Origin of the sequence: Streptomyces sp. NPDC048442 (assembly GCF_040651475.1) — a bacterium.
GTDB lineage: Bacteria > Actinomycetota > Actinomycetes > Streptomycetales > Streptomycetaceae > Streptomyces.
In genome coordinates, this window is record NZ_JBEZKB010000001.1 from 560,701 (window position 1) to 584,882 (window position 24,182).

General features: G+C 72.7%; 22 protein-coding genes and 1 tRNA gene. 12 read left to right on the forward strand and 11 right to left on the reverse strand.

The annotated features are described in order from the left end of the window. Positions 1–56 precede the first annotated feature (56 nt). Positions 57–968, reverse strand: coding sequence for a fused MFS/spermidine synthase (locus AB0D18_RS02685; protein ID WP_362411537.1), 912 nt, complete (start codon positions 966–968; stop codon positions 57–59). Positions 969–1,037: 69 nt separating this feature from the next. Then, a complete protein-coding gene (locus tag AB0D18_RS02690) occupies positions 1,038–1,502 on the reverse strand; it encodes a hypothetical protein (protein WP_362412133.1) in 465 nt (154 codons plus the stop codon). Positions 1,503–2,064: 562 nt separating this feature from the next. Between AB0D18_RS02690 and AB0D18_RS02695 the strand changes: the two genes are divergently transcribed. Then, positions 2,065–3,627 carry a hypothetical protein gene (locus AB0D18_RS02695; RefSeq protein ID WP_362411540.1) on the forward strand — a complete coding sequence of 521 codons (1,563 nt, stop codon included), beginning with the start codon at positions 2,065–2,067 and terminating at the stop codon, positions 3,625–3,627. Between the two features lie 6 nt (positions 3,628–3,633). On the opposite strand, the gene AB0D18_RS02700 is transcribed toward AB0D18_RS02695, so the two are convergent. Further along, positions 3,634–4,230, reverse strand: a complete 597-nt coding sequence (locus tag AB0D18_RS02700) for a histidine phosphatase family protein (RefSeq protein WP_362411543.1) — start codon at positions 4,228–4,230, stop codon at positions 3,634–3,636. Between the two features lie 158 nt (positions 4,231–4,388). Here AB0D18_RS02700 and AB0D18_RS02705 point away from each other — a divergent pair, with 158 nt between their 5' ends. The 6 genes from AB0D18_RS02705 (at position 4,389) to AB0D18_RS02730 (ending at position 10,227) form a co-directional block, all read left to right on the forward strand. Continuing rightward, positions 4,389–5,549 (forward strand): hypothetical protein, encoded by a 1,161-nt coding sequence (locus AB0D18_RS02705; RefSeq protein ID WP_362411546.1) that lies wholly within the window; start codon positions 4,389–4,391, stop codon positions 5,547–5,549. 247 nt (positions 5,550–5,796) lie between these two features. Beyond that, on the forward strand, positions 5,797–7,389 hold the full coding sequence (locus tag AB0D18_RS02710; protein WP_362411548.1) for a hypothetical protein: 1,593 nt from the start codon (positions 5,797–5,799) through the stop codon (positions 7,387–7,389). Positions 7,390–7,632: 243 nt separating this feature from the next. Beyond that, positions 7,633–8,988: an AAA domain-containing protein gene (locus AB0D18_RS02715; RefSeq protein ID WP_362411551.1), complete on the forward strand. Its 1,356-nt coding sequence runs from the start codon at positions 7,633–7,635 to the stop codon at positions 8,986–8,988. Between the two features lie 73 nt (positions 8,989–9,061). Next, positions 9,062–9,406 (forward strand): hypothetical protein, encoded by a 345-nt coding sequence (locus AB0D18_RS02720; RefSeq protein WP_362411554.1) that lies wholly within the window; start codon positions 9,062–9,064, stop codon positions 9,404–9,406. A gap of 151 nt (positions 9,407–9,557) precedes the next feature. Beyond that, positions 9,558–10,163 (forward strand): bifunctional DNA primase/polymerase, encoded by a 606-nt coding sequence (locus tag AB0D18_RS02725; protein ID WP_362411557.1) that lies wholly within the window; start codon positions 9,558–9,560, stop codon positions 10,161–10,163. Then, a tRNA-Lys gene (locus AB0D18_RS02730) sits at positions 10,154–10,227 on the forward strand. Before AB0D18_RS02725 ends, AB0D18_RS02730 begins: the two co-directional genes overlap by 10 nt. A 139-nt stretch (positions 10,228–10,366) precedes the next feature. Here the strand turns inward: AB0D18_RS02730 and AB0D18_RS02735 are convergent. Next, complete coding sequence (locus tag AB0D18_RS02735) at positions 10,367–11,743, reverse strand: M6 family metalloprotease domain-containing protein (protein ID WP_362411560.1); 1,377 nt, start codon at positions 11,741–11,743, stop codon at positions 10,367–10,369. A 340-nt stretch (positions 11,744–12,083) separates the two neighbouring features. Here AB0D18_RS02735 and AB0D18_RS02740 point away from each other — a divergent pair, with 340 nt between their 5' ends. Further along, on the forward strand, positions 12,084–13,964 hold the full coding sequence (locus tag AB0D18_RS02740) for an EAL domain-containing protein (protein ID WP_362411563.1): 1,881 nt from the start codon (positions 12,084–12,086) through the stop codon (positions 13,962–13,964). Here the strand turns inward: AB0D18_RS02740 and AB0D18_RS02745 are convergent. Together AB0D18_RS02745 and AB0D18_RS02750 are read right to left on the reverse strand one after the other, a co-directional pair. After that, positions 13,961–15,070, reverse strand: coding sequence for an LLM class flavin-dependent oxidoreductase (locus AB0D18_RS02745; protein WP_362411566.1), 1,110 nt, complete (start codon positions 15,068–15,070; stop codon positions 13,961–13,963). The genes AB0D18_RS02740 and AB0D18_RS02745 overlap by 4 nt on opposite strands. A 157-nt stretch (positions 15,071–15,227) precedes the next feature. Continuing rightward, on the reverse strand, positions 15,228–16,226 hold the full coding sequence (locus AB0D18_RS02750) for a sigma-70 family RNA polymerase sigma factor (RefSeq protein ID WP_362412136.1): 999 nt from the start codon (positions 16,224–16,226) through the stop codon (positions 15,228–15,230). Between the two features lie 101 nt (positions 16,227–16,327). Here AB0D18_RS02750 and AB0D18_RS02755 point away from each other — a divergent pair, with 101 nt between their 5' ends. Continuing rightward, entirely contained in the window at positions 16,328–16,693 is a 366-nt protein-coding gene (locus AB0D18_RS02755; protein WP_362411569.1) for a hypothetical protein, read from the forward strand. 18 nt (positions 16,694–16,711) lie between these two features. Here the strand turns inward: AB0D18_RS02755 and AB0D18_RS02760 are convergent, their stop codons facing one another. Then, entirely contained in the window at positions 16,712–17,428 is a 717-nt protein-coding gene (locus AB0D18_RS02760) for a decarboxylase (protein ID WP_362411572.1), read from the reverse strand. A gap of 1 nt (position 17,429) precedes the next feature. Further along, positions 17,430–18,365: a decarboxylase gene (locus AB0D18_RS02765; protein ID WP_362411575.1), complete on the reverse strand. Its 936-nt coding sequence runs from the start codon at positions 18,363–18,365 to the stop codon at positions 17,430–17,432. 106 nt (positions 18,366–18,471) lie between these two features. Between AB0D18_RS02765 and AB0D18_RS02770 the strand changes: the two genes are divergently transcribed. After that, positions 18,472–19,434 (forward strand): D-2-hydroxyacid dehydrogenase, encoded by a 963-nt coding sequence (locus tag AB0D18_RS02770; RefSeq protein WP_362411578.1) that lies wholly within the window; start codon positions 18,472–18,474, stop codon positions 19,432–19,434. Continuing rightward, complete coding sequence (locus tag AB0D18_RS02775; RefSeq protein ID WP_362411581.1) at positions 19,415–20,827, forward strand: amidase; 1,413 nt, start codon at positions 19,415–19,417, stop codon at positions 20,825–20,827. The genes AB0D18_RS02770 and AB0D18_RS02775 overlap by 20 nt, the downstream gene beginning before the upstream one ends. Positions 20,828–20,954: 127 nt before the next feature. Here the strand turns inward: AB0D18_RS02775 and AB0D18_RS02780 are convergent, their stop codons facing one another. Continuing rightward, entirely contained in the window at positions 20,955–21,884 is a 930-nt protein-coding gene (locus AB0D18_RS02780) for a serine hydrolase (protein ID WP_362412139.1), read from the reverse strand. A 227-nt stretch (positions 21,885–22,111) separates the two neighbouring features. On the opposite strand from AB0D18_RS02780, the gene AB0D18_RS02785 reads away from it, so the two are divergent. Then, positions 22,112–22,849: a class I SAM-dependent methyltransferase gene (locus AB0D18_RS02785; RefSeq protein ID WP_362411584.1), complete on the forward strand. Its 738-nt coding sequence runs from the start codon at positions 22,112–22,114 to the stop codon at positions 22,847–22,849. A gap of 57 nt (positions 22,850–22,906) precedes the next feature. Here the strand turns inward: AB0D18_RS02785 and AB0D18_RS02790 are convergent, their stop codons facing one another. Next, positions 22,907–23,500 carry a hypothetical protein gene (locus AB0D18_RS02790; RefSeq protein WP_362411587.1) on the reverse strand — a complete coding sequence of 198 codons (594 nt, stop codon included), beginning with the start codon at positions 23,498–23,500 and terminating at the stop codon, positions 22,907–22,909. A gap of 95 nt (positions 23,501–23,595) precedes the next feature. Then, positions 23,596–24,105, reverse strand: coding sequence for a DUF3830 family protein (locus AB0D18_RS02795; protein ID WP_362411589.1), 510 nt, complete (start codon positions 24,103–24,105; stop codon positions 23,596–23,598). Between the last annotated feature and the right edge of the window lie 77 nt (positions 24,106–24,182).

Here is a 24,182-nt window from a genome sequence, read left to right on the forward strand (position 1 = left end):
TCCCCGCACACCGTTCGGGGCCGCTTGAGGTCCCCGCTCGAAGACGGCTTGGGGTCCTACTTGAAGACGGCGGCCGGTGGGACCGGTGACGGCTGCGCGCTCGCGTCCGTGACCGGCGCCGCTCCCCCGGTGAAGTCCGCCAGGTCCCGCCCGTGCTCGACGCGCCCCGGATGCGGGTCGGTCGCCACCCGCCGGGTCCACTCCGCGACCGGAAGGGCCAGTTCCGAGCCGAGCAGCACCGCGTTCCCGAACCGCTTTCCGCGCAGTACGGCCGGATCGGCGGCGAGCGCCAGGTTGGGGAAGACCGCAGCCGCGGTCGCGATCTGGCCCCGCAGGTGCGCGAGCGGCGGCCCGTCCGCGAGGTTCGCGGCGTAGTACCCGCCGGGCTTCAGGACGCGCCGTACGTCGGTCAGGAATTCGGCGCTGGTGAGGTGCGCGGGCGTACGGGCTCCGCTGAACACGTCCGCGATGATCAGGTCCGCCCAGCCGTCGGGGAGCTTGGCCAGGCCCTCACGGGCGTCCGTACCACGCACTCGTATCCGGGCGTTGGAGTCCAACGGCAGCTGCCTGCGCACCAGTTGGGCGAGCTGGGTGTCGATCTCGACGACCTGCTGGGTGGAGCGGGGGCGGGTGGCGGCGACGTACCGCGCCATCGTGAACGCGCCGCCGCCGAGGTGCAGGACCTGGAGGGGCGCTTTGGCCGGGGCGATCAGGTCGACGATGTGGCCGAGCCTGCGCTGGTACGCGAAGTCGAGGTGCGCGGGGTCGTCGAGGTCGACGTGCGACTGGGGTGCGCCGTCGAGGAGGAGGGTCCAGCCGCGCGGACGGTCCCGGTCGGGTATCAGCTCGGCGAGTCCGCCGTCGACCTTCTCGACGACGGCCTCGGCGGCAGCGGTGCGCTCGCGCCGCCTGCCGCTGGTGGATCGGGCCGCTGACGTCGAGGCCGCAGCCTGGGATTTCTTTGCCACCCGGCCAGTATCGGCGTACGGGCGGACATCGGCGCACCGGCGGGTACCGGCGCCCGCCGGCACGGTGCGTCAGCGGCAGCGGTCGGCCGCCTCGATCAGACGGGCCGCCTCGCCGAGCGCCCTGCGCAGCGCCGCCGGATCGGTGACCGGGACGGTGTCGTCGGTGGGCGGCAGCAGCCAGCCCGTGCCGGTGACGGGGGGCTCCGACACGGACGCAGAGCTGCGGAGCGGGGCGGAGGCCGAGGGGGTCGCGGAGGCGGCGGCGCCGTCCACGCCGTCAGCACCGTCCTCGCCGTTCACACCTCTGGACGCATCAGCACCGCCCCCCGCCGCCTGCCCCGGGATGTCGAAGGAGACCCCGCGTCCCAGGGTCTGCGTACAGGCGCTGCCCGGCATGTCCCAGCCGTCGGCGGTGCCGGGCGGCACCAGGAAGCCGACCGTGTCGCACGGGCCGTCGTGCAGCACGGGCCCGACGGCGGACAGGCCCGCCCCTGCCGCGCCAGGACACGTGGCGGCGGAGGCGCGGCGCAGGATGTCGACGGCCTCCAGCCCCTGCCGGGCGGGGACGGTGACCAGGTCGAGGGGTTCGGGGCCGAGCAGCTCGGGGCCGGGCGCGGCGCTGCACTCGGAGGTGGGCCAGTACTGGGTGGTCGCATGGGACGCGGGGGTCGTCGCGTGGGGCGCGGGGGTCGTCGCGTGGGGCGCGGGAGCGGCGGTAGCGGTTGCGGTCGTACGTGGTGCGGAGCCGGGCGCACCGCAGGCTCCTGGGACTCCTGCGGGCACCGATGCGGGCACCGATGCGGGTTCCGTAACGGCTTCCACGGTCTCCATGCCGGCCTCCAACAAGGGAACCTCCTCGCTCGGGAGGGAGCCGCACCCCCTCCGTTCCCTGTCAACGCGGCAGCGGCGTCAACGCTACGGCGGCTCGCCGCCGCAAAGGATGGCAGTTCATGGCAGATCGTGGATGAGATATCCGGTTTGTAGGCAAACTCCGCGTGTCGACCCAGTGACAGCCGGTACGTTCATGCCCCGTCCGGGGTGAATGCATCCGCCCCGGCACAGCACCATCGCACCATCCGCCAGAGAGGGCCCGGCCATGGCGTCGTCACCAGCGAATCACCGGCCGTTCGATCCCCACCCCGATCCCAACCCCGTCTTCCGGGCCCTGCGGGGACACCGCTCACCGGGGGAGTTCGCGGCGGCGGTGCGCCGCGCGGCCCGCGAGATCGGCGAGCAGGTGGCGTGCGACGCCCGGTACATCGGGCGGGTGGAGGCGGGCGAGATCCGCTGCCCCAACTATGCGTACGAGCGGGTGTTCCTGCACATGTTCCCCGGTCTGACGCTGACCGATCTGGGGTTCGCCGAGCGGGAGGCGGTACGCGGCCGCAGGGCGCGCGGTGGCGTGAACGCGCTGCTGCCGCACCTCAGTGCGCCTGCGGGTGCGGGTGCGGCTGCTTCTTCCGTGCCTGCTTCCACGCCTGCTCCCGTACCTGCTTCCGTGCCCGCCTCCGCGCCTGCGCTCGCACCTGTTCTCGTGCCCGCGCAGTGGCCCGCGCAGTCCGTTCCGGGCCTCCCCGGACCACACCCTTCCCATCTTGACGAGGAGAGCGACGTGCTGCGTCGCGCGTTCATGACGAGCGGTTCCACCACGGTGGCGGCCGCGGCCACACTCGGGTCCCTGGGGACCGCCTTCGCGAGTACGCCGGACGGCCCCGGCCCGGTCGGCAGAGGCGCCGGCGCCTTCTCGGGGCGGCCGGGCGCGAGCGAGGCCGCCGCCGTGGAGGAGGCGGTGCGGAAGATCCGGCTGCTCGACGACCGGCACGGCGCCGACGCCCTCTACCAGCACGCGGGCAAGCCCCTGCGGACCGCGTACGCCCTGCTCGACGCGGGGACGGTCCGGCGCAGGGTGTCGGACCGGCTGCACTCGGCGGCCGGTGAACTGGCCCTGTCGGTGGGCTGGTTGGCGCACGACTCGGGCCGCTTCGAGGAGGCCCGCTCGCACTACGCGGAGGCGCTGGCCACCGCACGGGTCGCCGGGGACGGGGGGCTTGAGGCCCACGCGTTCTGCAACACGGCGTTCCTGGCCAGGGACGCGGGCCGCCCCCGCGAGGCGCTGCGGGCGGCGCAGGCGGGGCAGCGGGCGGCGGCCGGGCTCGGCTCGATGCGGCTGCTGTCGCTGCTGACGCTGCGCGAGGCGGCCGGCTGGGCCGCGCTGGGCGACCGTACGGGCTGCGTCGAGGCGCTCGTACGGGCCAAGTCGCTCTTCCAGTGCGGGCCTTCCGCCAACGACCCGGAGTGGATGACCTTCTTCGGGCCCGCCGAACTGGCGGGGCTTGAGGCGCAGTGCTGGTCGGCGCTGGGCGACTGGCAGCGGGCGGCCCAGTACGCGCACCGGGCTGCCACCCTCCAGGACCCGCACTTCGCCCGCAACCTCGCGCTCTACAGCGCCGAACTGGCCGACGACCTCGCCAGGGCGGGCGTGCCCGACGAGGCGGCGGCGGTCGGCCAGAAGGTGCTCGACCTGCTGGAACAGGTCCAGTCGTCCCGGGTACGCGCGCTGCTGGCCGGGACGATCAGGACGCTGCTGCCGCACCGGCGCTCCCCGAGCATCGGCGCGTTCCTGACGCGGCACGCGAGCACGGTGCGGCGGGGCCTCTGAGGGGCCCTACCGCTCCAGGTGACCGGTGTCGTTCCACCGCTCGACGGCGGGTTCGCCGTACGCCCAGCCGAGTACGGACAGCGAGGTCGGGTCGAGCCGGATGTGGGCGCCGAAGCCGATGTCCAGGCCCAGCCAGCGGGCGCCCAGCGAGCGCAGGATGTGGCCGTGTGCGAAGACGAGCACGTCGCGGTCCTCGGAGCGGACCCACTCGATGATCCCGTCGACGCGGGCGGTGACGTCGGCGAGGGTCTCGCCCTCCGGGGCGCCGTTGCGCCAGATCATCCAGCCGGGCTGCCGCGCGTGGATCTCGTCCGGCTTGAGGCCCTCGTACGAGCCGTAGTCCCACTCCATGAGGGCGTCCCAGTCCTGGGCGCGGTCGCCGAACCCGGCGAGGTCGCAGGTCTCGCGGGCGCGGAGCAGGGGGCTGGTGCGGACCGTGACGTCCGGCAGGCCGTTCCACGGGGCGCGGTGCAGTCGCTCGCCCAGCACCTTCGCGCCGTGGCGGCCCTCGTCGAGCAGCGGAATGTCGGTGCGGCCGGTGTGCTTGCCGGACAGCGACCACTCCGTCTGACCGTGCCTGGCCAGCAGGATGCGGGGTGCCATGTCGATCTCTCCCTGGACGCTGAGCGAAATGGACCGGAATGGGACCGGCCCGTTCCATCATCGCGCACGGGGTGCGGGAACTGATGCGGGGGTGTTGCTCCGTCTTGCTCGGTGGCGGTACGGGGGTGTTGTCAGTGGTGGATGCGAGACTTCGGAGGGTGAACGCAACCCTGGGCAGCGGACCCGAACCCACACCTCCGCCCGTACACAGCGAACCGGCTGCTCCGGCGCATGTTCCGGTACGGCAGCGGCTTGCCGAGCTGCGTGGCGCCGCGGTCGCCCCGCACCCGCTGGACGCCCGCGCACTGGCCGCGCTGGCGGCGAACCCGGGGTGCGAGCGGCGGACGCTGCTGGACGGGGCGGGGGTGAACAAGGCGGTGCTTGCGCAGGCGTTGGGGTCGCCGGCCGCTTTCGGGCAGTCGCAGTTCGCGTTCATGCGCGGCAATGCGTTCGAGGCGCGGGTGAAGTCGGACGGCGGGATGGAGCTGCTGCGGCTGCTGGGGGTGGAGGATCCGTCAGGGGCGCTGACCCCGGACGTGTCGGCGGCGGGCCCCGAGGGGCGTACGGCGCGCACCGCGCTCGCGCTGCGCGAGGCGACCGCGGCGAAGGCGTGGACGCTGCTCGACCACCCGATGCTGGCACTGGAGGTCGCGGGCACGCCCGCGTACCTGGAGCCGGACGCGGTGGTGGTGCATCCGGACGGCCACTGGACGGCCGTGGAGATCAAGTCCTTCCCGATGCTGGACGGTTCGGCCGACGCGGCGAAGGTGGGGGCCGCCGCCCGGCAGGCCGCGGTGTACGTGCTGGCGCTGGAGCGGGTGGCGGCGAAGGTGGCGGGCGCGGAGGTCGGGCACCGGGTGCTGCTGGTCTGCCCCAAGGACTTCTCCAACCTGCCGACCGGTGCGGTGCTGGACGTACGGAAGCAACTGTCGGTCACCAGGCGGCAGTTGACCCGGATGCGCCGCATCGAGGACTTGGCGGCGGCGCTGCCGGAGGGGACGACGTTCGACCCGTCGTCGTGCTCGGCGGAGGAACTGGCCGCAGCGGTCGAAACGGTGGACGCGGCGTACGCACCGGAGTGCCTGGCCGCGTGCGAACTGGCTTTCCACTGCCGGGAACGGGCGCGCGGGGCGGGCGCGGTGGAGGCGCTGGGGCGGAGCGTACGGGGGGAACTGGGCGGGCTGACGACGGTCGAGGCGGTGCTCGATGCGGCGGAGGGGCTCTCGGGGGACCCCACGGACCCCACGGTCGCCGCCCTGAGGAGGGCGGCGACGTTGCGCGCCGAGGCGCTGGGGGCTGCCGCGGGGGCCGGGGCGTGAGGCTGCCGGGCGGGGTGGGGCGGTGGTGGTTCTCGCGCGGGTGCGTCGTGGCTGATCGCGCCCACGCGGCGGAGCCGCATATCAACACAGCCCCGCGCCCCTATCGTCAGCCTCCTTGGGCAGCGGGGCCGCCCCCCGGGGGCGGGACGGGTGGGCAAGGGGGCGGCCCCCACGCAGAGCACAACCCCTCGCGACCGCACGCCCCCGACTCCGCCCCCACTCCCCCGAAAGGCAAGCCCGACATCCCATGTCGCTGATCAGCACCCTCGCCCGGCTGGAAGCCACCCGCAGCGGTCGCGCGCAGCCCCTCGCCACCGTCCGCCACCGGCACCTCGCCGAGCGGCCCATGGTCGTCGTGCCTCTCACCACCGCCGGTGAGGCCGGGGCGCCCCTCGGGGCCCTCGTCGGGACGGACCGGGACTCCCCGCGGCTGCTCGCCGTCGCGCAGCCCCGCGACCGCGACCTCCGGTTCGCGTTCCTTGCCGAGCTGGCCGACGCCGTGCTGCCGTACATCGACGCGTACGCCGACGACACCGAGCCCGCCGAGCGGGGCGAGACCGATCCCGAGACCGGCAAGCGCGTGAAGGTGGAGGTCGAACTCTGCCGGGACGCACCGCAGTTGATCGTGCCGAGCCGGGCCGGCATCGAGTACGTACGGCTGCTCGGGCGGTCGATGCGGTTCCGCCGTACCGCCGAGCAGGATCCGGACACGCCCTATCCGGCCCCTCCGCACATCCCCCTCCTCGGCCGCTGGCTGACGCATTACGGGGAGCGGGCCCGCGTCCCCGGCTCGTCCCTCCTCCTCTCCGCGACCGACCTGCTCGGCCGGCACTGGGCCACCGGGCAGAGCAGCCTGGAGGACCAGCACCTGGGCGCGCTGCTCGCCTGGATCGACCCGCCGGAGGGGTCGGGCGGCGGGGCGGCGGCCGCGCTGCGGGCCGAGGCGGGGCGGGACGCGAACGGGCAGCTGGTGTGCCCGCCCGCCGGTCCTGCCACCGACCCCGCGTTCGACAACGCGCTGCTCGCCCCGGCCATCGACGCGTACGACCTGGCCAGGCAGCAGTTCGCCGCCGCCGAGGACGGCGAGAGCGCGGACGCCCAGCTCGGCGGGCTTTCGGCCGCCGAGCGCCGCATCCGCGAGCTGCTCGCCACCCAGCTGCGGCCCACCTGGGACTCGGTGTGGCAGGCCCTGGACCTGTTGCGGGCCCTGCCCGAGGGGGTGCGGGCGGGCGAGCGATGGACCAGGGACCGCTGGTCGTACACCGGCCACCGGGACCGCGTACGGGCCGGGGAGCCGCCGCAGCCGCGCCTTGACAGCGCGGTGGGCGCCGCCCAGAAGCTGGCCTCGCGGGAGACGGAGCAGGCGCGGCTGGACGCCCAGGAGGCGTTGGACGATCCGCTGGCCATGGCGGCCAGGCGGCTGTCCGGCGAGGCGTTCACCAGCGAGGTCCTCGGTGTCGAGATGAGCTGGAGCGAGGGGAAGCGGCCGAGCCCGCGGCCGCTGGTGACCGTACGGACGACGGATCTGCCGCAGTTGGGCGGCGGCGACGAGCGGGTGAAGGTGTACCGGTCGCTGGAGGGGAAGCCGCAGACCGCGGAGTTCGTGGAGCGGGTGGGCGAGGGCCTGCTGGTGCTGCGCGTCGTCAACGCGATGGGCCGCTCCAAGGAGCCGGCGCCGGGGACCGTCCCGGAGGTCGGCGACCGCATCTGCTGGACCCTGTTCGAGCACGAACAGCGCGGCGGCCCCCAGCTCCCCGACCCGGAGGAAACCCCGTGGACCCACGGAGGTCCCCCGCCCACGGACGGCGAACCACACCCTTCCGGCCCGTCCGGCGTTTGAGGACGCGCGGCGCAGCCGTGCACCGGGCGCGGCCCGGGACGCCCACCCCCACCGGCGCAAGCCGTGCACCTTCCCGGCCCCGCAGCCGGCACCACGCGCCGGAGCCGCAAAGTGTCACAGCGGGGAGGGCCGGGGAGGGGCAAGCGCCGCAGGCAACACCAGCCACCCACCGCCCCGCCCCGCGCACACCAACCCGCACCACGCCCCGCCCCGCGCACAGCGGCCCGCCCCCGAAGGACCCCCGTGAAGCCCGACTTCCCCGCCCCCGGCCCCGACTTCGACCCCGCCGCCGAGGCCACCCGCGCCACCACCGCGATCCTCCACGACACACTCCACAGCGCCCACCGCGGCGTGGTCGTGGACTCCCCGCCGGGCGCCGGGAAGTCCACCCTCGTCGTGCGCGCGGCCCTCGAACTGGCCGCCGCCGGGCGCCCGTTGATGGTCGTCGCGCAGACGAACGCCCAGGTGGACGACCTCGTCGTACGGCTCGCCGAGAAGCAGCCCGACCTTCCCGTCGGCCGGCTGCACAGCTCCGACTCCGACCCGCACGACAAGGCCCTCGACGATCTCGCGCACGTGAAGAAGTCCGCCAAGGCGGCGGACCTCGCCGGGATCGACATCGTCATCTCGACGGCCGCGAAGTGGGCGCACGTCAAGGGCGTCGAGCCGTGGCGGCACGCGATCGTCGACGAGGCGTACCAGATGCGGTCGGACGCGCTGCTCGCCGTGGCGAGCCTCTTCGAGCGGGCACTGTTCGTGGGCGACCCGGGGCAGCTCGACCCGTTCTCGATCGTCGGCGCCGACCAGTGGGCGGGGCTGTCGTACGACCCGTCCGCGAGCGCCGTCTCGACGCTCCTCGCGCACAATCCGGAGCTGCCGCAGCACCGGCTGCCGGTGTCGTGGCGGCTCCCGGCGTCGGCCGCGCCGCTCGTCTCGGACGCGTTCTACCCGTACACGCCCTTCCGCAGCGGTACGGGCCCGGAGGACCGGCGCCTCACCTTCGCCGTCCCCTCCGACGGCTCGGCCGCTGACCGGGTGGTGGACGAGGCGGCGCATTCGGGCTGGGGCCTGCTGGAGCTGCCCGCCCGGCACACGCCCCGTACCGACCCGGAGGCGGTGGGCGCGCTCGCCCAGGTCGTACGGAGGCTGCTCGACCGGGGCGGGGCGGCACTCAGCGAACGCTCCCCCGACCCGGCCCCCCTCACGGCGGACCGCATCGCGGTCGGCACCGCACACCGCGACCAGGCGGCGGCGGTACGGGCGGCGCTGGCCGCGCTCGGCGTGAGCGGAGTCGCGGTGGACACCGCGAACCGGCTCCAGGGGCGGGAGTTCGACGTGACGGTGGTCCTGCACCCGCTGTCGGGCCGCCCCGACGCGACCGCCTTCCACCTGGAGACGGGCCGCCTGTGTGTACTGGCCTCCCGCCACCGGCACGCGTGCATCGTGGTGTGCCGGGAGGGCGTCGCGGAACTGCTCGACGAACACCCCTCGACCGAACCGGTCCAGCTGGGCGTGACAGTGAAGTTCCCGGACGGCTGGGAGGCGAATCACTCGGTGCTGGCACACCTGTCCGAGCACCGGGTGCGCTGGGCCCCGTGAGGCCTACTTGCGCGCACCCGGACAATGGAGGGTGGCCATCTGCCCCCTGGGTGGCCCGAATGGGAGGAAGCACATGGCGGAAACCGAGCCGAACGCGCGGCGGCTGCGCCCCGCACCGCTGCTCTTCGAGCCCGCGGAGGCGTCCGCCGATCCCGAGCACTTCTTCGACCTGGAGTCCATCGCGGACCCGAAGGAACTGCTGTCCCGGGCCACCGAGCTGACCCACGCGTTCCGTGCGGCGACGGACCGGGCCGTGGAGTTCCAGGCCATCGCGGCGGCGCAGCTGGCGGACCCGAAGAGGTTCGACCGGCTGACGGCGGCAGACATCGCGGAGCGGGCGGCGTGGACCGAGGACTACGCGAAGAAGATGGTGGACTTCGGCCGGGGGCTGCTGCGCGACGGAGCCACCGGCCAGTAGGCCACCGACCCAGTAGGCCACCGACCCAGTAGGCCACCGACAGCGCCAGGTGGCATATGCGGCGGCGGCAAGATACTCCCCTCCTGGGCGCCCTGTCCCGGTTTCCGGCAACTCTCGGAAACGGACTGCTCACCCCCAGTAGACCTGTGGCATGACCACCCACGCCCCCACACCCCTGCGCTCCCCGCTCGATTCCCCCTCCCCGTCCCCCGCACCGAGCCCCGCCCCCGCGCTCGACCGCGTCACCCCCTGCGGGGCCGCCTGGCTGGTCTCCGCCTCCGCGTATCCGCGCAGCACGCTCTCCACCTGGGAGGCGCGCCCCACCGCGCCCGCCGTGCTGCCCTGCGGGACCGCCTTCGACGTGGTGAACGTGCCCGCCGTCTTCGGCCGCCGGATGCTCGACGCGCTCTGGGCGGAGGGGCCGGGGTCGGGGCCAGTGGCCGGTCAGCGCGGGCGGATGCTGCTGTTCGCGACGCCCGGCACCGCCCAGCGGCTGCCCGCGCTCCTGGAGTGGGACCACCGGGCCGAGGACGTACCGCCGCTGCTCTGTCACGGGACGGGCGACGCGGTGACCGTGCCCGCGCTGGCCCCCGGGCCCGAGAAGGGACCCCGTTGGGTGGTCGCCCCCGATGTGCGTCACCCCTGGCTGCCGGGGCCGGAGGTGCTGTTCTGGGCGTGCGTGCGGGCCTCCCGGTTATCGATTTTTCCTCCCGCCGATCAGGGTGCTAATGTCTACGACGTCAGCAGGCGCCGCTAGCTCAGTTGGTTAGAGCAGCTGACTCTTAATCAGCGGGTCCGGGGTTCGAGTCCCTGGCGGCGCACAGACGGGAAAAGTCCCCCGAGCTTCGGCTCGGGGGACTTTTTCGTACGCCCGCCCAAGCCCGCTACGTACGCACTCCTAAGCCCCGCTTCGTACGCACTCCTAAGCCCGACATACGCCCGCCCAAGCCCGCACGGCGCCTACGAGCGAGCCGGTGTCCCCCGCCCCGTCGTGACCTGCACCGTCCACCCGCCCGAGCCGGTCCGGTCCGCGACCTCCACCCGGGTGCCCTGGTCGGCCACCGTGTACGTCTCGCCGACGCCCAGAGGGGCGTCCGCGAGCGGCGGGTACACCGAGCGGTCCGCGCACGCCTCGGTGCGCGGATGGGTGTCGACGACCTCGATCGGGCCGCCGCCGGAGGCCGCGCCGTTGCGCACCCGGTAGATCAGGACGCCCTCGACGCAGGCGCCCCGGTCGTTGCCCGTGCCGCCGCGCGCCTCGACGGCGAGGGCGGTGTTCTCTCCCGTACGGACGACGGCGAGCCGTGCGTTGCCGCGCTGGCCGCCGGCCGGGGCGGGGGCGGCCAGCGGGTCCAGGGTGAACCGGCTGGTGGCACCCCAGGGGACGCAGGCGACCTGCTCGGCGTCGAGCCAGCCGAGCTTCCACTTGTGCCAGCCGAAGAGCTCGGGGGCGAGTCCGAACTGGCTGCCCATGACGTCCCAGTCGCCGACGTGCGTGTCCCAGTCGCCCTTGCCGTCGGACGGCCGATGGTAGAGGTCGGGGAGGTCGAAGACGTGGCCGGTCTCGTGGGCGAGGACGTTGCGGTCCGGCGGGTGCTTCTCGAAGACGGTGACGATGCGGCGGATGTCCTTGCCGTCGGCGTGCAGCGGGGTGTCGAAATTGACCACCTTGGTGGCGTCGGAGTCGACACCGGGGGCGTCCGGGTCGGCGACCAGGTAGACGACGTCGTACTGGGAGAAGTCGACGCGGCTGTCGGCGGCGGCCACCGCGTCGCGCAGATAGGCGCTGCGCCGCTCCGCGCTCCAGTCCCGCTGTATGGCGTACGAGGTGGAGGTGGCGGGCATCCGCACCCAGTCGGTCAGCGGGTGCGGCTTGAGCTGGAACTTGCCGTACGAGGCGCGGCGGAAGAAGTCGCTGGTCGCAGGGAAGTGGTCGGCGGCGAGCTCGCGGGGGGTGACCAGGGGCTCGGAGTCGGGGAAGGACAGGAAGATCATCACTGCGTTGAGGGTGCGCACCGGGCGCGGGTAGCTCTCGTTCCAGCTGTCGAGGCCCAGCGAGTGGTGGGCGGAGGTGCGCGGCAGGGCGCACAGTGCGGCGGACTGGCCGGCGGCTGCCGGGCCCGCGACGAGGCCCGTCGCGGCGAGCGCCGCGAGGGAGGTCAGGAAGGCCGCCGTGCTGCGCAGCCGCACCTTGGACCGGTCCGCTCCACCGAATGCCCCCTCAGCCTTCCCCCCGGCCCCCTCGGGCGGCTGCTCGGGCACTCCCCCGGGTGTCAACTGGTCCAGCACATCGACCTCCGGGCCTCCGCTGCGGAATTCGGAACACCTCACCCACATTGTTCGGTTTTGTGGGGGAATGCCCTGTTCCAGTGCGCCACTCGGGTACGCGGGGCGACCCGTGGCGACACCCCGACAGGTCACAGAAAGTCACAAGCGGTCAGGAGGGTGGCAGGTCAAGGCACACCCGTGCAGAAACGATCGGCCAGTGGGGTGAGCCACCATGGCGCCCGGTACCGGTCCGGGATTCGGCGACGACGGAGCTGGATCGGCCGTCGCGGCAGCCTCTATGATCGGCACACTTTCCCGCCTGGGATCCGCATCAGGACCGCCGACATCAGGACCCCCCGACCACGCCCGACGAAACCTGTACGACTCCATCGCCCTGCGGGAGCACACCGTGAGCGGAATCCACGAAGAGTCCGGATCAGGCCCCGACCCCGTCTCCCTCGCCCCTCTCGTCCCGTCCTTCGTCACGGAGCGTCATCCGGAGCACGGAGGGTTCCGTCCGGAGTACGGAGAGTACGGAGCCCCTGGCGGGCCGGACGACCCGCGCCCCCGCGACGACGCCGGCGCCCGCGACTACCGGGCCGCCTTCCGGGCCGCGCAGCTGGCGATGGCCCTGGTCACCCCCGGCGGCGCCGTCCTCGCCGCGAACACGGCGCTCGGCACGCTGCTCGGCACCGACTCCGGGCAGCTGGCCGGTACGGAGGCCGCCGAGCTGGTGGACCTCGCCTCGGACGCCCGCACCTGGAACGCGTACCGCGAGGTCCTGGACGGGCGGCGGACCAAGTTCCGCTGCACCCGCCGGCTCAAGCACCGCGACGGGCACGCCCTGTGGGTGGAGGTCGCGCTCGCCCCCGTACCGGACAGTGAGAACGTGCTCCTGTCGGTCTCCGACATCGGCGACTGGCGCGAGCTCCAGGCGCGGCTGCGGCACCTCCAGATGCACGACCCGGTGACCCGGCTGCCCAACCGCGCGCTGTTCTTCGAGCGGCTCTCGGCCGCCCTGGAGACATCGACGTACGAGCGCGGCGGGACCGGCCGGGTCGGGCTCTGCTATCTCGACCTGGACGGCTTCAAGGCGGTCAACGACACGCTCGGCCACCGGGTCGGCGACCGGCTGCTGACCGCGGTGGCGACCCGGCTGACCCGGTGCGCGGACCAGAGCGGTTACGGGCCTGGCGGCGGGTTCCTGGTGGCCAGGCTCGGCGGCGACGAGTTCGCGCTGCTGGTGGAGGACTCGACCGGCACCGAGCAGCTCTGCGAGCTGGCGCAGACGGTGCTGACCGCCCTTCAGCAGCCGTTCGACCTGGCCGGGCAGCGGCTTTCGGTGTCCGCGTCGATCGGCGTGGTCGAGCGGTCGGCGGCGGGCACGACGGCGACGGGGATGATGCAGGCCGCGGACACGACGCTGTACTGGGCGAAGGCGGACGGCAAAGGCCGCTGGACCCTCTTCGACCCGGAGCGCAACGCGCACCGGATGACCCGCCAGGCACTGTCGTCGACGCTGCGGCCGGCCCTGGAGCGGGGCGAGTTCGTGCTGGAGTACCAGCCGCTGGTGGACCTGGAGGGCGGGCTGGTGCGCGGGGTCGAGGCCCTCGTGCGGTGGCGGCACCCCCAGTTCGGGACGCTGGCGCCGAATCGGTTCATCGGAATCGCGGAGGAGGACGGCTCGATCGTCCACCTCGGGCGCTGGGTGCTGCGGACGGCGTGCCGGCAGGCGCGGCAGTGGCAGAAGGACCACCCCAGGACCGAGCCCCTGTTCGTGTCGGTGAACGTGGCGGTGCGTCAGGTCTGGGATTCGGACCTGGTCGCCGACGTGGCCGACATCCTCGAAGAGACCGGTCTGGCACCGGAGTTGCTGCAGCTGGAACTGACCGAGTCGGCGGTGATGGGCTCTGCGGGACGGCCGCTGCAGGCGCTCCAGGCGCTGAGCGACATGGGCGTGCACATCGCGATCGACGACTTCGGGACGGGCTACTCGAACCTGGCGTATCTGAGCCGGCTGCCGGTGTCCGTACTGAAACTGGACGGCGCTTTCGTACGGGGCTTCCAGGACGAGGCGCACGCCAACCCCGCCGACGAGACGATCGTGGAGGCGCTGGTGCAGCTCGCGCACCGCCTGGGCCTCACCGTCACCGCGGAGTGCGTGGAGACGGCGGGCCAGGCGGCGCGGCTGCGGCGGATCGGCTGCGACACGGGCCAGGGCTGGCTGTACTCACGGCCGACGGCGCCGGACCGGATCGCGGCGATGCTGTGCGAGCGGACGGCTTCCTAGTTGCTGTGCGAGCGGACGGCTTCCTGGTTGCCGGTTCCGCCGGGGAGTTGGTACGCGTCGGCGATCAGCTCGTACGAGCGGAGGCGGACCGAGCCGGTGTGCGCGTTGGCGGTGAGCATCAGCTCGTCGGCGCCGGTGCGCTTGGCGAGGTCGTCGAGTCCTGAGCGGACGGCCTCTTTGGTGCCGTGGATGACGTTCGCCAGCCAGCTGTCGACGAACTCCCGCTCCAGGGAGCTGAATTGATACGCGGCGGCCTCCTCGGGGGTGGGGATCAGGCCGGGGCGGCCGGTGCGCAGCCGGACCATGCTGAGCGCGCCCGTGAGGACCTGGCGGCGGGCTTCGGCCTCGTCGTCGGTGGCGAGGGCGGAGACGCCGATGACCGCGTACGGGGCGTCCAGTACTTCCGACGGGCGGAAGGACTCGCGGTAGAGGTCGAGGGCCGGGATCGTGTTCTGCGCGGAGAAGTGGTGCGCGAACGCGAAGGGCAGACCGAGCTGGCCGGCCAGCCTGGCGCTGAAGCCGGAGCTGCCGAGGAGCCAGACCTGGGGGGTGTTGCTGTGACCCTGCACAGGACCGGGGACGGCGTGGATGCGGGAGTACGGGTGGCCGTCCGGGAAGTCGTCCTGGAGGAACCGGGTCAACTCGGCGAGCTGGCGCGGGAATTCGTCCGCACCCTCGTGGGGGTTGTCACTGCGGCGGAGCGCCGCGGCGGTGGCGCCGTCGGTGCCGGGGGCGCGGCCGAGACCGAGGTCGACGCGGCCGGGGGCCATCGCTTCCAGCGTGCCGAACTGCTCCGCGATGACAAGCGGGGCGTGGTTGGGCAGCATGACGCCGCCCGAACCGAGGCGGATGCGGTCGGTGTGGGCGGCGAGGTGGGCGAGGATCACGGCCGGGGAGGAACTGGCCACTCCGGGCATGGAGTGGTGCTCGGCCACCCAGTAGCGGTGGAACCCGCGGGCCTCGCCGAGCTTCGCGATCTCGACGCTGGTGCGCAGGGCGTCACTCGGGGTGGCACCGACGCCGACGGTGGCCAGGTCGAGGACGGAGAGAGGGGTGGGGGCGAGGCCGGTGGCGCTGGCACGGATGGGGTGGGGGGTGGGTTCCACCGGGGGTCCTCCTGGGGCGGGCGGGGCGTGTTCCGTACTTCCGTATCTTCCGTGGGCGTAACAGGAGGGGGTCTCCGGTTATTCCCGCCGGGACGATACCGGAGCATGGGCGGGTTCAGCCGTCCTGCGTCAGCCGTCCTGCGTCAGCCGCCCTGCGTCAGTCGTCCTGGGTCCACGGCCGCAGCTTCTCCGGGTTGCGGACCGCCCAGATCCGGGTGACGCGGCCGTCGGCGACGTCGAACGCGGCCACGGTCATGACCACGCCGGCCCGCTGGGCCACCAGCCCCGGCACACCGTTGACCGACCGCTCCAGGAGTTCGAGCCCGGGAGCCTTGTCGGCGATGGCGACCATGTACGCGGCGATGAGCGCGCTGCCTTCGATCGGGCGCAGGGCGGCACCGACCATGCCGCCGCCGTCGGCGGTCATCACGGCGGCCGGGTCGAGGAGGTCGACGAGGGCGGCGATGTTCTTCGTCTCCCATGCCTCTTTGACCTTCCGCACCGCGTCGGACTGCCGCACTCTGTCGGACTGCCGCACCGCGCCGGGCTGCCCCAGCACGTCGGACTGTCCGGCCACATCGGACTGTCCCACCACGTCGGACTGTCCGGCCGCCGTCGACGGAGCGCGCACCCGTCGCCGGGCGGAGGCCGCGAGCTGCTTGCAGGCCGCGGGGGTCCGGCCGAGGACGTCGGCGATTTCGGCGAAGGGGTAGCGGAAGACGTCGTGCAGGACGAACGCCACCCGCTCGGCGGGCGTCATCGACTCCAGGACGACGAGGAAGGCCATGGACACCGACTCGTCCAGGACCATCTGGTCGGCAGGGTCGGTGGAGGCGGCGCCCCCGGTGCCACGGCCGTGGTCCCACTCGGCGCGGTCGGGCAGCGGCTCGGGCAGCCACGCGCCGACATAGCGCTCCCGCCGGGCCCGCGCCGAGCCGAGCACGTCCAGGCAGATGCGGCCGGTCACCGTCGTCAGCCAGGCGCCCGGGGACACGATCTCCTCCCGCCGGGCCTGCGGCAGCGCGTACCAGCGCGCGTAGGCCTCCTGCACGGCGTCCTCCGCCTCGGCCAGGGAGCCGAGCAACCGGTAGGCAACATTGAGCAGTTGCCGCCGCTCGCCGACTGTCCCGTCGGTTCCCGTCCCCGCCGTCCCCACGCCCCCGGCCACCGCCTCGCCTTACCTTTCGCAGGCCCGCGTCGTCGGGCTGGTGAGACCTTATCGATCTACTGCCCCCGGGCGGAAAAGGGGACCGCGACATGGCCACCCAGGCGACGACGGCACCGCGCAGTTTCTCGTTCCTGCAGAGCGCGATCGCCCTGCAGACCCTGACCATCTTCCTTCAGGCGGTCTCCGCCGGGCTGCTGCTGGCCACGCCCTACGGAGAGACGCTGCACAGCGCCGGAGCCCGCGTGATGTACGGGGCGTCGATGCTGTACGTGCTCGCGGCGGTGCTGGCGTGGAAGCCGGGCGGCGGCTCGCCCCGGCCCGTCGCGTACGCGTCCGGCTTCCTGGTCCTCGCTTCCGTCCAGGTCGTGCTCGGCATCGCGCACGTACCGTCGGTGCATCTCCCCCTGGGCGTCCTGATGTTCGGACTGAGCCTGCTGGCGCTGGTACGGCGCTGAAGGACGAGCCCGCCGCCACTACCCCTCGAACAGCACCCCCAGCCCCTTCGCCCGCACCCGCCGCTCCGCCAGCCGCAGGCCCTCCCAGACCGTGACCTGGTTGGCGGTCAGCACGGGTTTGCCCAACTCCCTTTCCAGGTCGGCGAGATACGCCGCCGTATGGAGCGCCGTGTCCGGCAGGAGAACCGCCTCCGCTTCCGGGTGGTCGCCCGCACGGGCCAGCGCGAGGACCTCCGCACGGCCCCAGGTGCCGACCTCGGCCGCCGTGACGATGCCGCTGCCACGGGTCGAAACGACCTCCGTACCGGCCGACTTGAGGAAGTCGTGGAAGAGCTCCGCGATGTCCGACGGGTAGGTGGCGGCGACCGCGACGCGGCTCGCGCCCAGTGCCCGTACCGCATGGGCGAAGGCGAAGGACGTGGAGGAGGCGGGGAGGCCCGCGTGCAGGGCCAGCCGGCGGACCTGGTCGTGGGCGCCCTCCCAGCCGAACACGAAGCTGGCGCTCGTACAGGCCCAGACGACTGCCTCCGCGCCCGCGAGGCGCAGCTCCTCGACGCCTGCGGCGAGGCGGGTCTCGGAGCCCATTTCGAGGAGTGCGTCGACGCGGTGGGCGTCGGTGCCGATGTCGGTGTGGACCAGCGGCAGGCGGATGTCGGGGGCGGCGAGCATCATTTCGATGCGGGGGTAGTCGTCCTCGGCGGAATGGCCGGGATAGAGGAATCCGATCGCTGTCATGTCAGGTCGGTCCTTCCTGCTCGGGGAACGGAGGGGGCTCCTGGAGCGCCGGCGGAAGCACCGGCGGGGCGGCCGGCGGGAGGGCCGGCGGAAGAGTCGGTGGCCCTCCGGGCGGGAGCGCCTCCGAGAATGCCTCCGAAAGCACCTCCGGCAGCACTGGCAGCACCGCCGGGGCCGGCGGCTGTGGCTGCGACGCCATCAGCAGCTGCTGGTACGGGCCGACCGCCTGCGCACCGAGGCGCCGCAGCGCGGACCACATGGTGACCTGGTTCGCGGAGATGACGGGCATCCGCAGTTCCGCCTCCAGCTGCGGGATCACGTCGTACGTGGGGAGATTGGTGCAGCTGATGAAGAGGCAGTCGGCCGCGCCGACCACCGCCTGCCGGGCCATGTCCACCACGTCCCGGTACGGAACCTTCCAGATGTGCCGGGTGAGCCCCAGGAACTCCCTTCCCGTGACGACGATGCCCGCCTCCGCCAGATACTCCTCCAGCGACTGCGTCACCGACTCCGTGTACGGGGTGACCAGGGCGATCCTTCGTGCGCCCAGTTCACCGAGCGCCTCCAGGAGTGCACCCGACGTGGTCACCGAGGGCAGGTCCCCGGCCTGTGTCTCACCGGCCCGGGACATGGCCTCGCACATGGCGCGTTCCCCGGCGACACCGCCGACAAAACTCCCGGAGGTGCAGGCGTACGCGACGACCTGTGGTTCGACCGCGATCAGCGCCCGGACCGCCTCGCGCAGCGTCTGGTGCTCGCTGACCAGCCGGGCCAGGTCGAGGCTGACCTCGACGGGGACGAAGGGAGTACGGGTCAGATGGAGGGAGATGCCGTCCGGCACCCACCGCCAGAGCTCCCGGTCGAGTGCGAAGTCGAAGGGGGCCACCACTCCCACGCCGCGCTGCGGCTGTGGCCCACCGAGAAAGTCAATGTCCAATGCGGCCCCCAGGTACGGGTGTTGACGACCGTAAGGTGCAGGTACGAGTGTGGTCAATCCGTACATCATCTGCGTATGTCAGACGTTACGAAACGGTTTCTCCGCCATGACTGATGTGACCCTTCTTGTCCTCGACGCCGAACCGCTGCCGCGACTTGGCAGCCTGACCGGACGGACCCGCATTCTGCACGGTGACGATTCGACGATCCGGAGTCAACTGCCACAAGCAGATGTGCTTCTGGTGTGGGACTTTCTTTCGGACGCGGTACGGCGCGCATGGCCGGGTTCCGGCGCACGCCCGCGCTGGGTACACACGGCGAGCGCCGGGGTGGACCATCTGATGAGTCCGGAACTCGCCGCTTCCGACACGGTCGTCACCAACGCGCGCGGCATCTTCGAGACGCCAATTTCAGAGTACGTCGCCGGGCTGGTCCTTGCCTCGGCGAAGGACTTCCTGGGGACGAACGAGCTGCAGCGGCAGCGCCGCTGGCGGCACCGGGAGACGAAGCGGGTGGCCGGGACGCGGGCCGTGGTGGTGGGCTCCGGGCCCATCGGCCGGGCCGTCGCCCGCACGCTGGAGGCGCTCGGGGTGAGCGTCGACGTCACCGGCCGCACCGCCCGCCCCGGCGTGCACGGCCCCGACGAGCTGCTCCCCCTCCTGGCCCGCGCCGACTGGGTGGTGTGCGCGGCACCGCTGACGGACACGACCCGGGGCATGTTCGACGCGCGGGCCTTCGACGCGATGAACCCGGGGGCGTACTTCATCAATGTGGGGCGGGGACAGCTGGTCGTGGAGAACGATCTCCTGGCCGCGCTCGCCCAGCGCCGGATCGCGGGCGCCGCACTCGACGTCTTCGCCCAGGAACCGCTCCCCCCACAGAGCCCCCTGTGGGACGTCCCCGGTCTCACCGTGTCGCCGCACATGAGCGGCGACGTGATCGGCTGGCGGGACGAACTGGCCGACCAGTTCCTGGAGTTGTACGGACTCTGGGAGAGCGGGAAGCCGCTTCCGAATGTAGTGGACAAGAATGTTGGGTACGTCCCCCACCATGACCTCACCCAGGAATGAGCCGACCGCCCTCACCGCCCGCCAACTGCTCGCCGCGTACGAGCAGGGCGAGCTGTCCCCCGTGGAGGCGACCCGTGCCGTACTGGAGCGGGCCGAGGCGATCCAGCCGACCCTGAACGCTTTCGTCTCGATCGACCACGAGGGCGCCCTGGCGCAGGCCCGCGCGTCCGAGGAACGGTGGCGCAGGCGGGAGCCCCAGGGCCTGCTCGACGGCGTACCGGTCACGGTCAAGGACCTGCTCCTGACCACGGGCACGCCGACCCTGCGCGGTTCCCACACCGTCGCGGAGAAGGGGAACTGGACACAGGACGCCCCCGCGGTGGCGCGGCTGCGGGAGCACGGGGCGGTCCTGGTCGGCAAGACGACCACCCCCGAATTCGGCTGGAAGGGCGTCACGGACTCGCCGCGCTTCGGCGTCACCCGCAATCCGTACGATCCTTCACGGACCTCGGGCGGTTCGAGCGGCGGAAGCGCAGTGGCCGTGGCCGCCGGCGCCGGCCCGCTGTCGGTCGGCACCGACGGAGGGGGCTCGGTCCGTATTCCCGCCTCCTTCTGCGGAATCTTCGGCATGAAGCCCACCTACGGCCGGATCCCGCTCTACCCGTCGAGCCCGTTCGGCACGCTCTCGCACGCGGGCCCGATGGCCAGGGACGCGGCCGACGCCGCCCTGATGCTCGATGTGATGGCCGGAGAGGCGGACTGGCGCGACTGGTCGCAGTCACCGGTCACGGACGACGCGGAGACCAGGACCGGCCTGCGGGACGGGGTGCGCGGCCTGCGGGTGGCGTACTCGCCGACGCTGGGCGGACAGGTGAAGGTGGCCCCGGAGGTCGCCGCGGCGGTACGGGGCGCGGTCGAGAAGCTGGCCGAGCTGGGCGCGTACGTGGAGGAGACGGACCCGGACTTCGCGGACCCGGTGGAGGCCTTCCACACCCTCTGGTTCAGCGGGGCGGCGCGGGTGACGCAGAACTTCGGGCGCGCCCAGCGGGAAGGACTGGACCCCGGTCTGCGCGAAATCGCCGGGACCGGGGCGCGGATGAGCGCCCTGGACTACCTGGCCGCGGTGGACGCACGGATGGAACTGGGCCGCCGGATGGGCCGCTTCCACACCACCTACGACGTGCTGGTCACCCCGACCCTGCCGCTGACGGCCTTCGACGCGGGGCCCGAGGTCCCAAAAGGCTCGGGCCTGCGCCGCTGGACGGGCTGGACCCCCTTCACGTACCCCTTCAACCTGACCCAGCAGCCGGCGGCGACGGTGCCGTGCGGGGTGGACGGGGGCGGACTGCCGGTGGGGGTCCAACTGGTCGCAGCGAGGCACCGGGACGGGCTGGTGCTGCGGGTGGCGGAGGCGTTGTACGGGGCGGGGGCGGGGATTCCGGGGGCGGTGTAGGGGGCGGTCGCGAGCGCGTGCGGTCGGAGGGCGGGGCTCCGCGTGGGGGCCGCCCCCTTGCCCACCCGCCCCCAAGGGGTGGGCGGGAGGGAACGGCGGCCCCGCTGCTCAAGAGGGCCAGGGGCGTCTACCTCCTGAAGCCGTAGTCCAGCAGCCTGCCCGCGTCCTTCGCCCGGTTCACGTCCGACGACGAGGACAGCAGGGTCCCGTAGAGGGTCTTGTTGCCGCGTTGGGTGGCGAAGACCAGGCAGTACTTGGCGTTGGGGCCCGAGCCCGTCTTGAGGCCGAGGGTGCCCGGGTAGCTGCTGAGCAGCGGGTTCGTGTTGGTCCAGGTCATGTCGCGGTGGCCGCCGGCCCTGGTGACGGTGCGCTGTTTGGTGGACTTGGTCCTGACCACGGCGCGGAAGGTGGGGTTCTTCATCGCGTTCACCGCGAGCCTGGTCAGGTCGCGGGCCGTGGAGTAGTTGCCTGTGCCGCCCCCGCCGTCGAAGGAGTCGAAGTGGGTGTTCTTCAGGCCGAGTGAGCGCGCCGTCGCGTTCATCTTTCCGATGAAGGACTTCACCCGGGCCTCGCGCGTCGCACCCGTACCGAAGTTGTCGGCCAGCGCGTACGCCGCGTCGCAGCCGGACGGCAGCATCATCCCGTACAGCAGCTGGCGGACGGTGACCTTGTCGCCGACGATCAGGCGGGCCGAGGAGGCGCTGTTCCTGACGATGTAGTCGCTGTACGCCTTCTGGACGGTGACCTTGGAATCCAGGTTGAGGCCCTTGGCGGCGAGGACCACCTTCGCCGTCATGATCTTGGTCGTCGAGCCGGTGGGCAGCCGGGTGTCCGCGTTCTTCGCGAACAGGGCCTTCCCTGTGGCCGCGTTCATCAGGAAGGCGCCCCTGGCGGTGACGGTGGGGGCCTTGGGGGCGGCGAGCGCGGGGACGGCCGTGGCGGCGGTCGCCGGGGTGAGGGCCTGTGCGGGGGCGAGGGACGCCCCGGTGGCCAGGACGGACCCGGCGGTGGCCGCGGTGACCGCGACGGCCGACACACGGCGCGCCCGCATCTTCATATTTCCGCTGATTCCGCTGATTCCGATCATTTCGGTCTTCATGCTGAATGCTCCAGATGCCCATATCGTGCGGCCACATGAGGTTGTCGCCTACCCGCCTGACGAATGAGGCGGCACGGTGGGCACGGTTTCCGGCGGAATTTCCCACCGGATCGTCATCCGCAGGGGCCAGGAACGGCCGAGGATCGCCTTTTCCGTGCCATCCGTCCCGTGTTCCGATGCGTCCCATGGATCACATCGTGCGCAAGGGATACGAAGGCACCGGGCCCGGAGCGATCACCCCCGACGGGTGTGCGGTGGAGCTGTACCGGCGGCTCCCCGTCCTCGACGAGCCGAAGTGGCTGGCACTGGCCGCCCCTCCCCGGCCGGGTGCCCGTCTCCTGGAGCTGGGCTCCGGCACCGGCCGCCTCACCCGCCCCCTGACCGAGCAGGGCTTCGCCGTCACCGCGGTCGACGAGTCCGCCGAGATGCTGGCGGAGGTACGGGAGTGGCTGCCCGGGGTCCGTACCGTACGGAGCCCGATCGAGGCCCTCGACCTGCCCGGCGAGCGCTTCGACGTCGTGGTCCTCATGTCCTTCCTCGTCCACGCGGGCGCGGAAGGACTGCGCGAGGGCTTCCTGCGGGTCTGCCGCCGCCATGTCGCCGACGACGGCGTCGTGGTGATCCAGCGGGAGGCGGCGGGCCGGCACGAGGGGCTGCCCGCCGTGCGGCACTATCCCGACGGCGGGCTGGTCCGCATCGTCTCCTCGGAGCCCGCGCCGGACGGGGGCCGCCCCGGGGCCCGGTCCGTGCACGTCGAGTACGAGTTCCCCGACGCGAACTGGACGCAGACCTTCATGGCGTGCCCGCTGACGGAGAAGGAGTTCGAGACGGCGCTGCAGGAGGCCGGGCTGGCGGTCGATGCCTACCTGGACCCGGACCGGACGTGGGTACGGGCCGTGCCGGTGGGCACCCGGCCGGTCTGAGTCAGCCCTGCGGAGGGTCGGCCCTGCGGAGGGTGAGTCAGTCCTACGGCGGACGATTCAGCCCTGCGGAGGAGTGGCGTTCAGCGCGGCGAGGCGGGCCTCCAGGCGGTTCTGGCGGGCCTGGACGCGGGCCGCCACGCTGAACGGGGAGGCCAGGTAGCCGCCCGCGGCGAGCAGCAACAGGCCGAACAGCACGTTCCCCGCGAGGAATTGCAGGAGCGCGATCAGCAGCAGCAGCGCGACGCAGAGGGGGCGCGCCCAGAGCGCCCCCGCCTTCTTGCTGTTCTGGAACGCGATCAGGCGGGCCATCGCATGCCGGACCACCGGATCATTCGGTATCTGCTCCCGCCGGGCGAGCCGCATGACCGCCACCAGCCTGCAGTGCGAGAGGCCCGTCTCGGCCCTGAGCCGGTTCAGCGCCCTGGTGTTCAGCCAGATCAGGAAAGCCGCCGCCACCAGGGCGATCACGCCCAGCCGGATTCCGGCCCCGGGGCCCGACACCCAGCCCACCCCGGACACGGCGCAGGCGCCGAGAATGATCAGCGCGTTGCCGGCCCACATCGCGTCGTGCCAGCGCCACTCCCCGTCCCAGTCCACATCGCTGCCGCCGATCTCGTAGACGGGGCTCTCGTCGTCGGGTCTCGCGTCCACAGTCTGTTTCCGTTCTTCCGGTCCGGTGTCCCGGCCGGATCGTACGGAGTGGGAGCGCGGTCGCCAACTGCCGTGCGGTGTCGGACTTTTCCGGCTCAGCCCGCCGCCGACCGCCGGAAGCTCAGCGTCTCCCCCACCGCCCCCGCCCGCCACAGGTCCTGGCACGCGTCGGCCATCCGGTCCAGGCCCTCCACGACCGTGCCCCACACGATGCCCGGGACCCAGCCCTGGTCGCCGTTGAGGAGCAGGTTGTTGCGCTCGTAGAAGAGGGCGAGGTCGACGATGGTGGGGCGGTCCTGGCGGATGTGGTCGGCGGAGTAACCGTGGGAGCCGGTGGCCAGTTGCGTACCGGCGAAGGAGAAGTAGCAGAGGTCGCCGGGGATGGGGGTGACGGTGGGATTTTCGAGTGGGGGCTCGGTGGCCGCGAAGGACGGGAAGAGCGCGTAGATCTCATTACGGGCGTACTTCGCGTGGTAGACGTCACCGCCGAGCGGGAGCGCGTCCCAGACTGCCCGGCAGGTGATCGGGGCGAGGGAGTCGAGGAGTTTCGCGGTGCAGTGCACACCACGCTTGTCGAGCGAAATATCCACGAATCGGTCGGTCATCCTCCCATCGTGCTCAGGGGGTTCCTCCCGTCAAGGGGGCATCTGGAGCCCCGTGGGCCGGAATTGAGTGGAGTAAT

What these genes read in the sequence shown, in the direction of transcription:
- AB0D18_RS02710 (WP_362411548.1), top strand. Translation starts at nt 5,797, where the DNA reads ATGTCGCTGATCAGCACCCTCGCCCGGCTGGAAGCCACCCGCAGCGGT.
- AB0D18_RS02770 (WP_362411578.1), top strand. Translation starts at nt 18,472, where the DNA reads ATGACTGATGTGACCCTTCTTGTCCTCGACGCCGAACCGCTGCCGCGA.
- AB0D18_RS02775 (WP_362411581.1), top strand. Translation starts at nt 19,415, where the DNA reads ATGACCTCACCCAGGAATGAGCCGACCGCCCTCACCGCCCGCCAACTG.
- AB0D18_RS02720 (WP_362411554.1), top strand. Translation starts at nt 9,062, where the DNA reads ATGGCGGAAACCGAGCCGAACGCGCGGCGGCTGCGCCCCGCACCGCTG.
- AB0D18_RS02795 (WP_362411589.1), bottom strand. Translation starts at nt 24,105, where the DNA reads ATGACCGACCGATTCGTGGATATTTCGCTCGACAAGCGTGGTGTGCAC.
- AB0D18_RS02760 (WP_362411572.1), bottom strand. Translation starts at nt 17,428, where the DNA reads ATGACAGCGATCGGATTCCTCTATCCCGGCCATTCCGCCGAGGACGAC.
- AB0D18_RS02755 (WP_362411569.1), top strand. Translation starts at nt 16,328, where the DNA reads ATGGCCACCCAGGCGACGACGGCACCGCGCAGTTTCTCGTTCCTGCAG.
- AB0D18_RS02725 (WP_362411557.1), top strand. Translation starts at nt 9,558, where the DNA reads ATGACCACCCACGCCCCCACACCCCTGCGCTCCCCGCTCGATTCCCCC.
- AB0D18_RS02785 (WP_362411584.1), top strand. Translation starts at nt 22,112, where the DNA reads ATGGATCACATCGTGCGCAAGGGATACGAAGGCACCGGGCCCGGAGCG.
- AB0D18_RS02735 (WP_362411560.1), bottom strand. Translation starts at nt 11,743, where the DNA reads ATGTGGGTGAGGTGTTCCGAATTCCGCAGCGGAGGCCCGGAGGTCGAT.
- AB0D18_RS02780 (WP_362412139.1), bottom strand. Translation starts at nt 21,884, where the DNA reads ATGAAGATGCGGGCGCGCCGTGTGTCGGCCGTCGCGGTCACCGCGGCC.
- AB0D18_RS02695 (WP_362411540.1), top strand. Translation starts at nt 2,065, where the DNA reads ATGGCGTCGTCACCAGCGAATCACCGGCCGTTCGATCCCCACCCCGAT.
- AB0D18_RS02700 (WP_362411543.1), bottom strand. Translation starts at nt 4,230, where the DNA reads ATGGCACCCCGCATCCTGCTGGCCAGGCACGGTCAGACGGAGTGGTCG.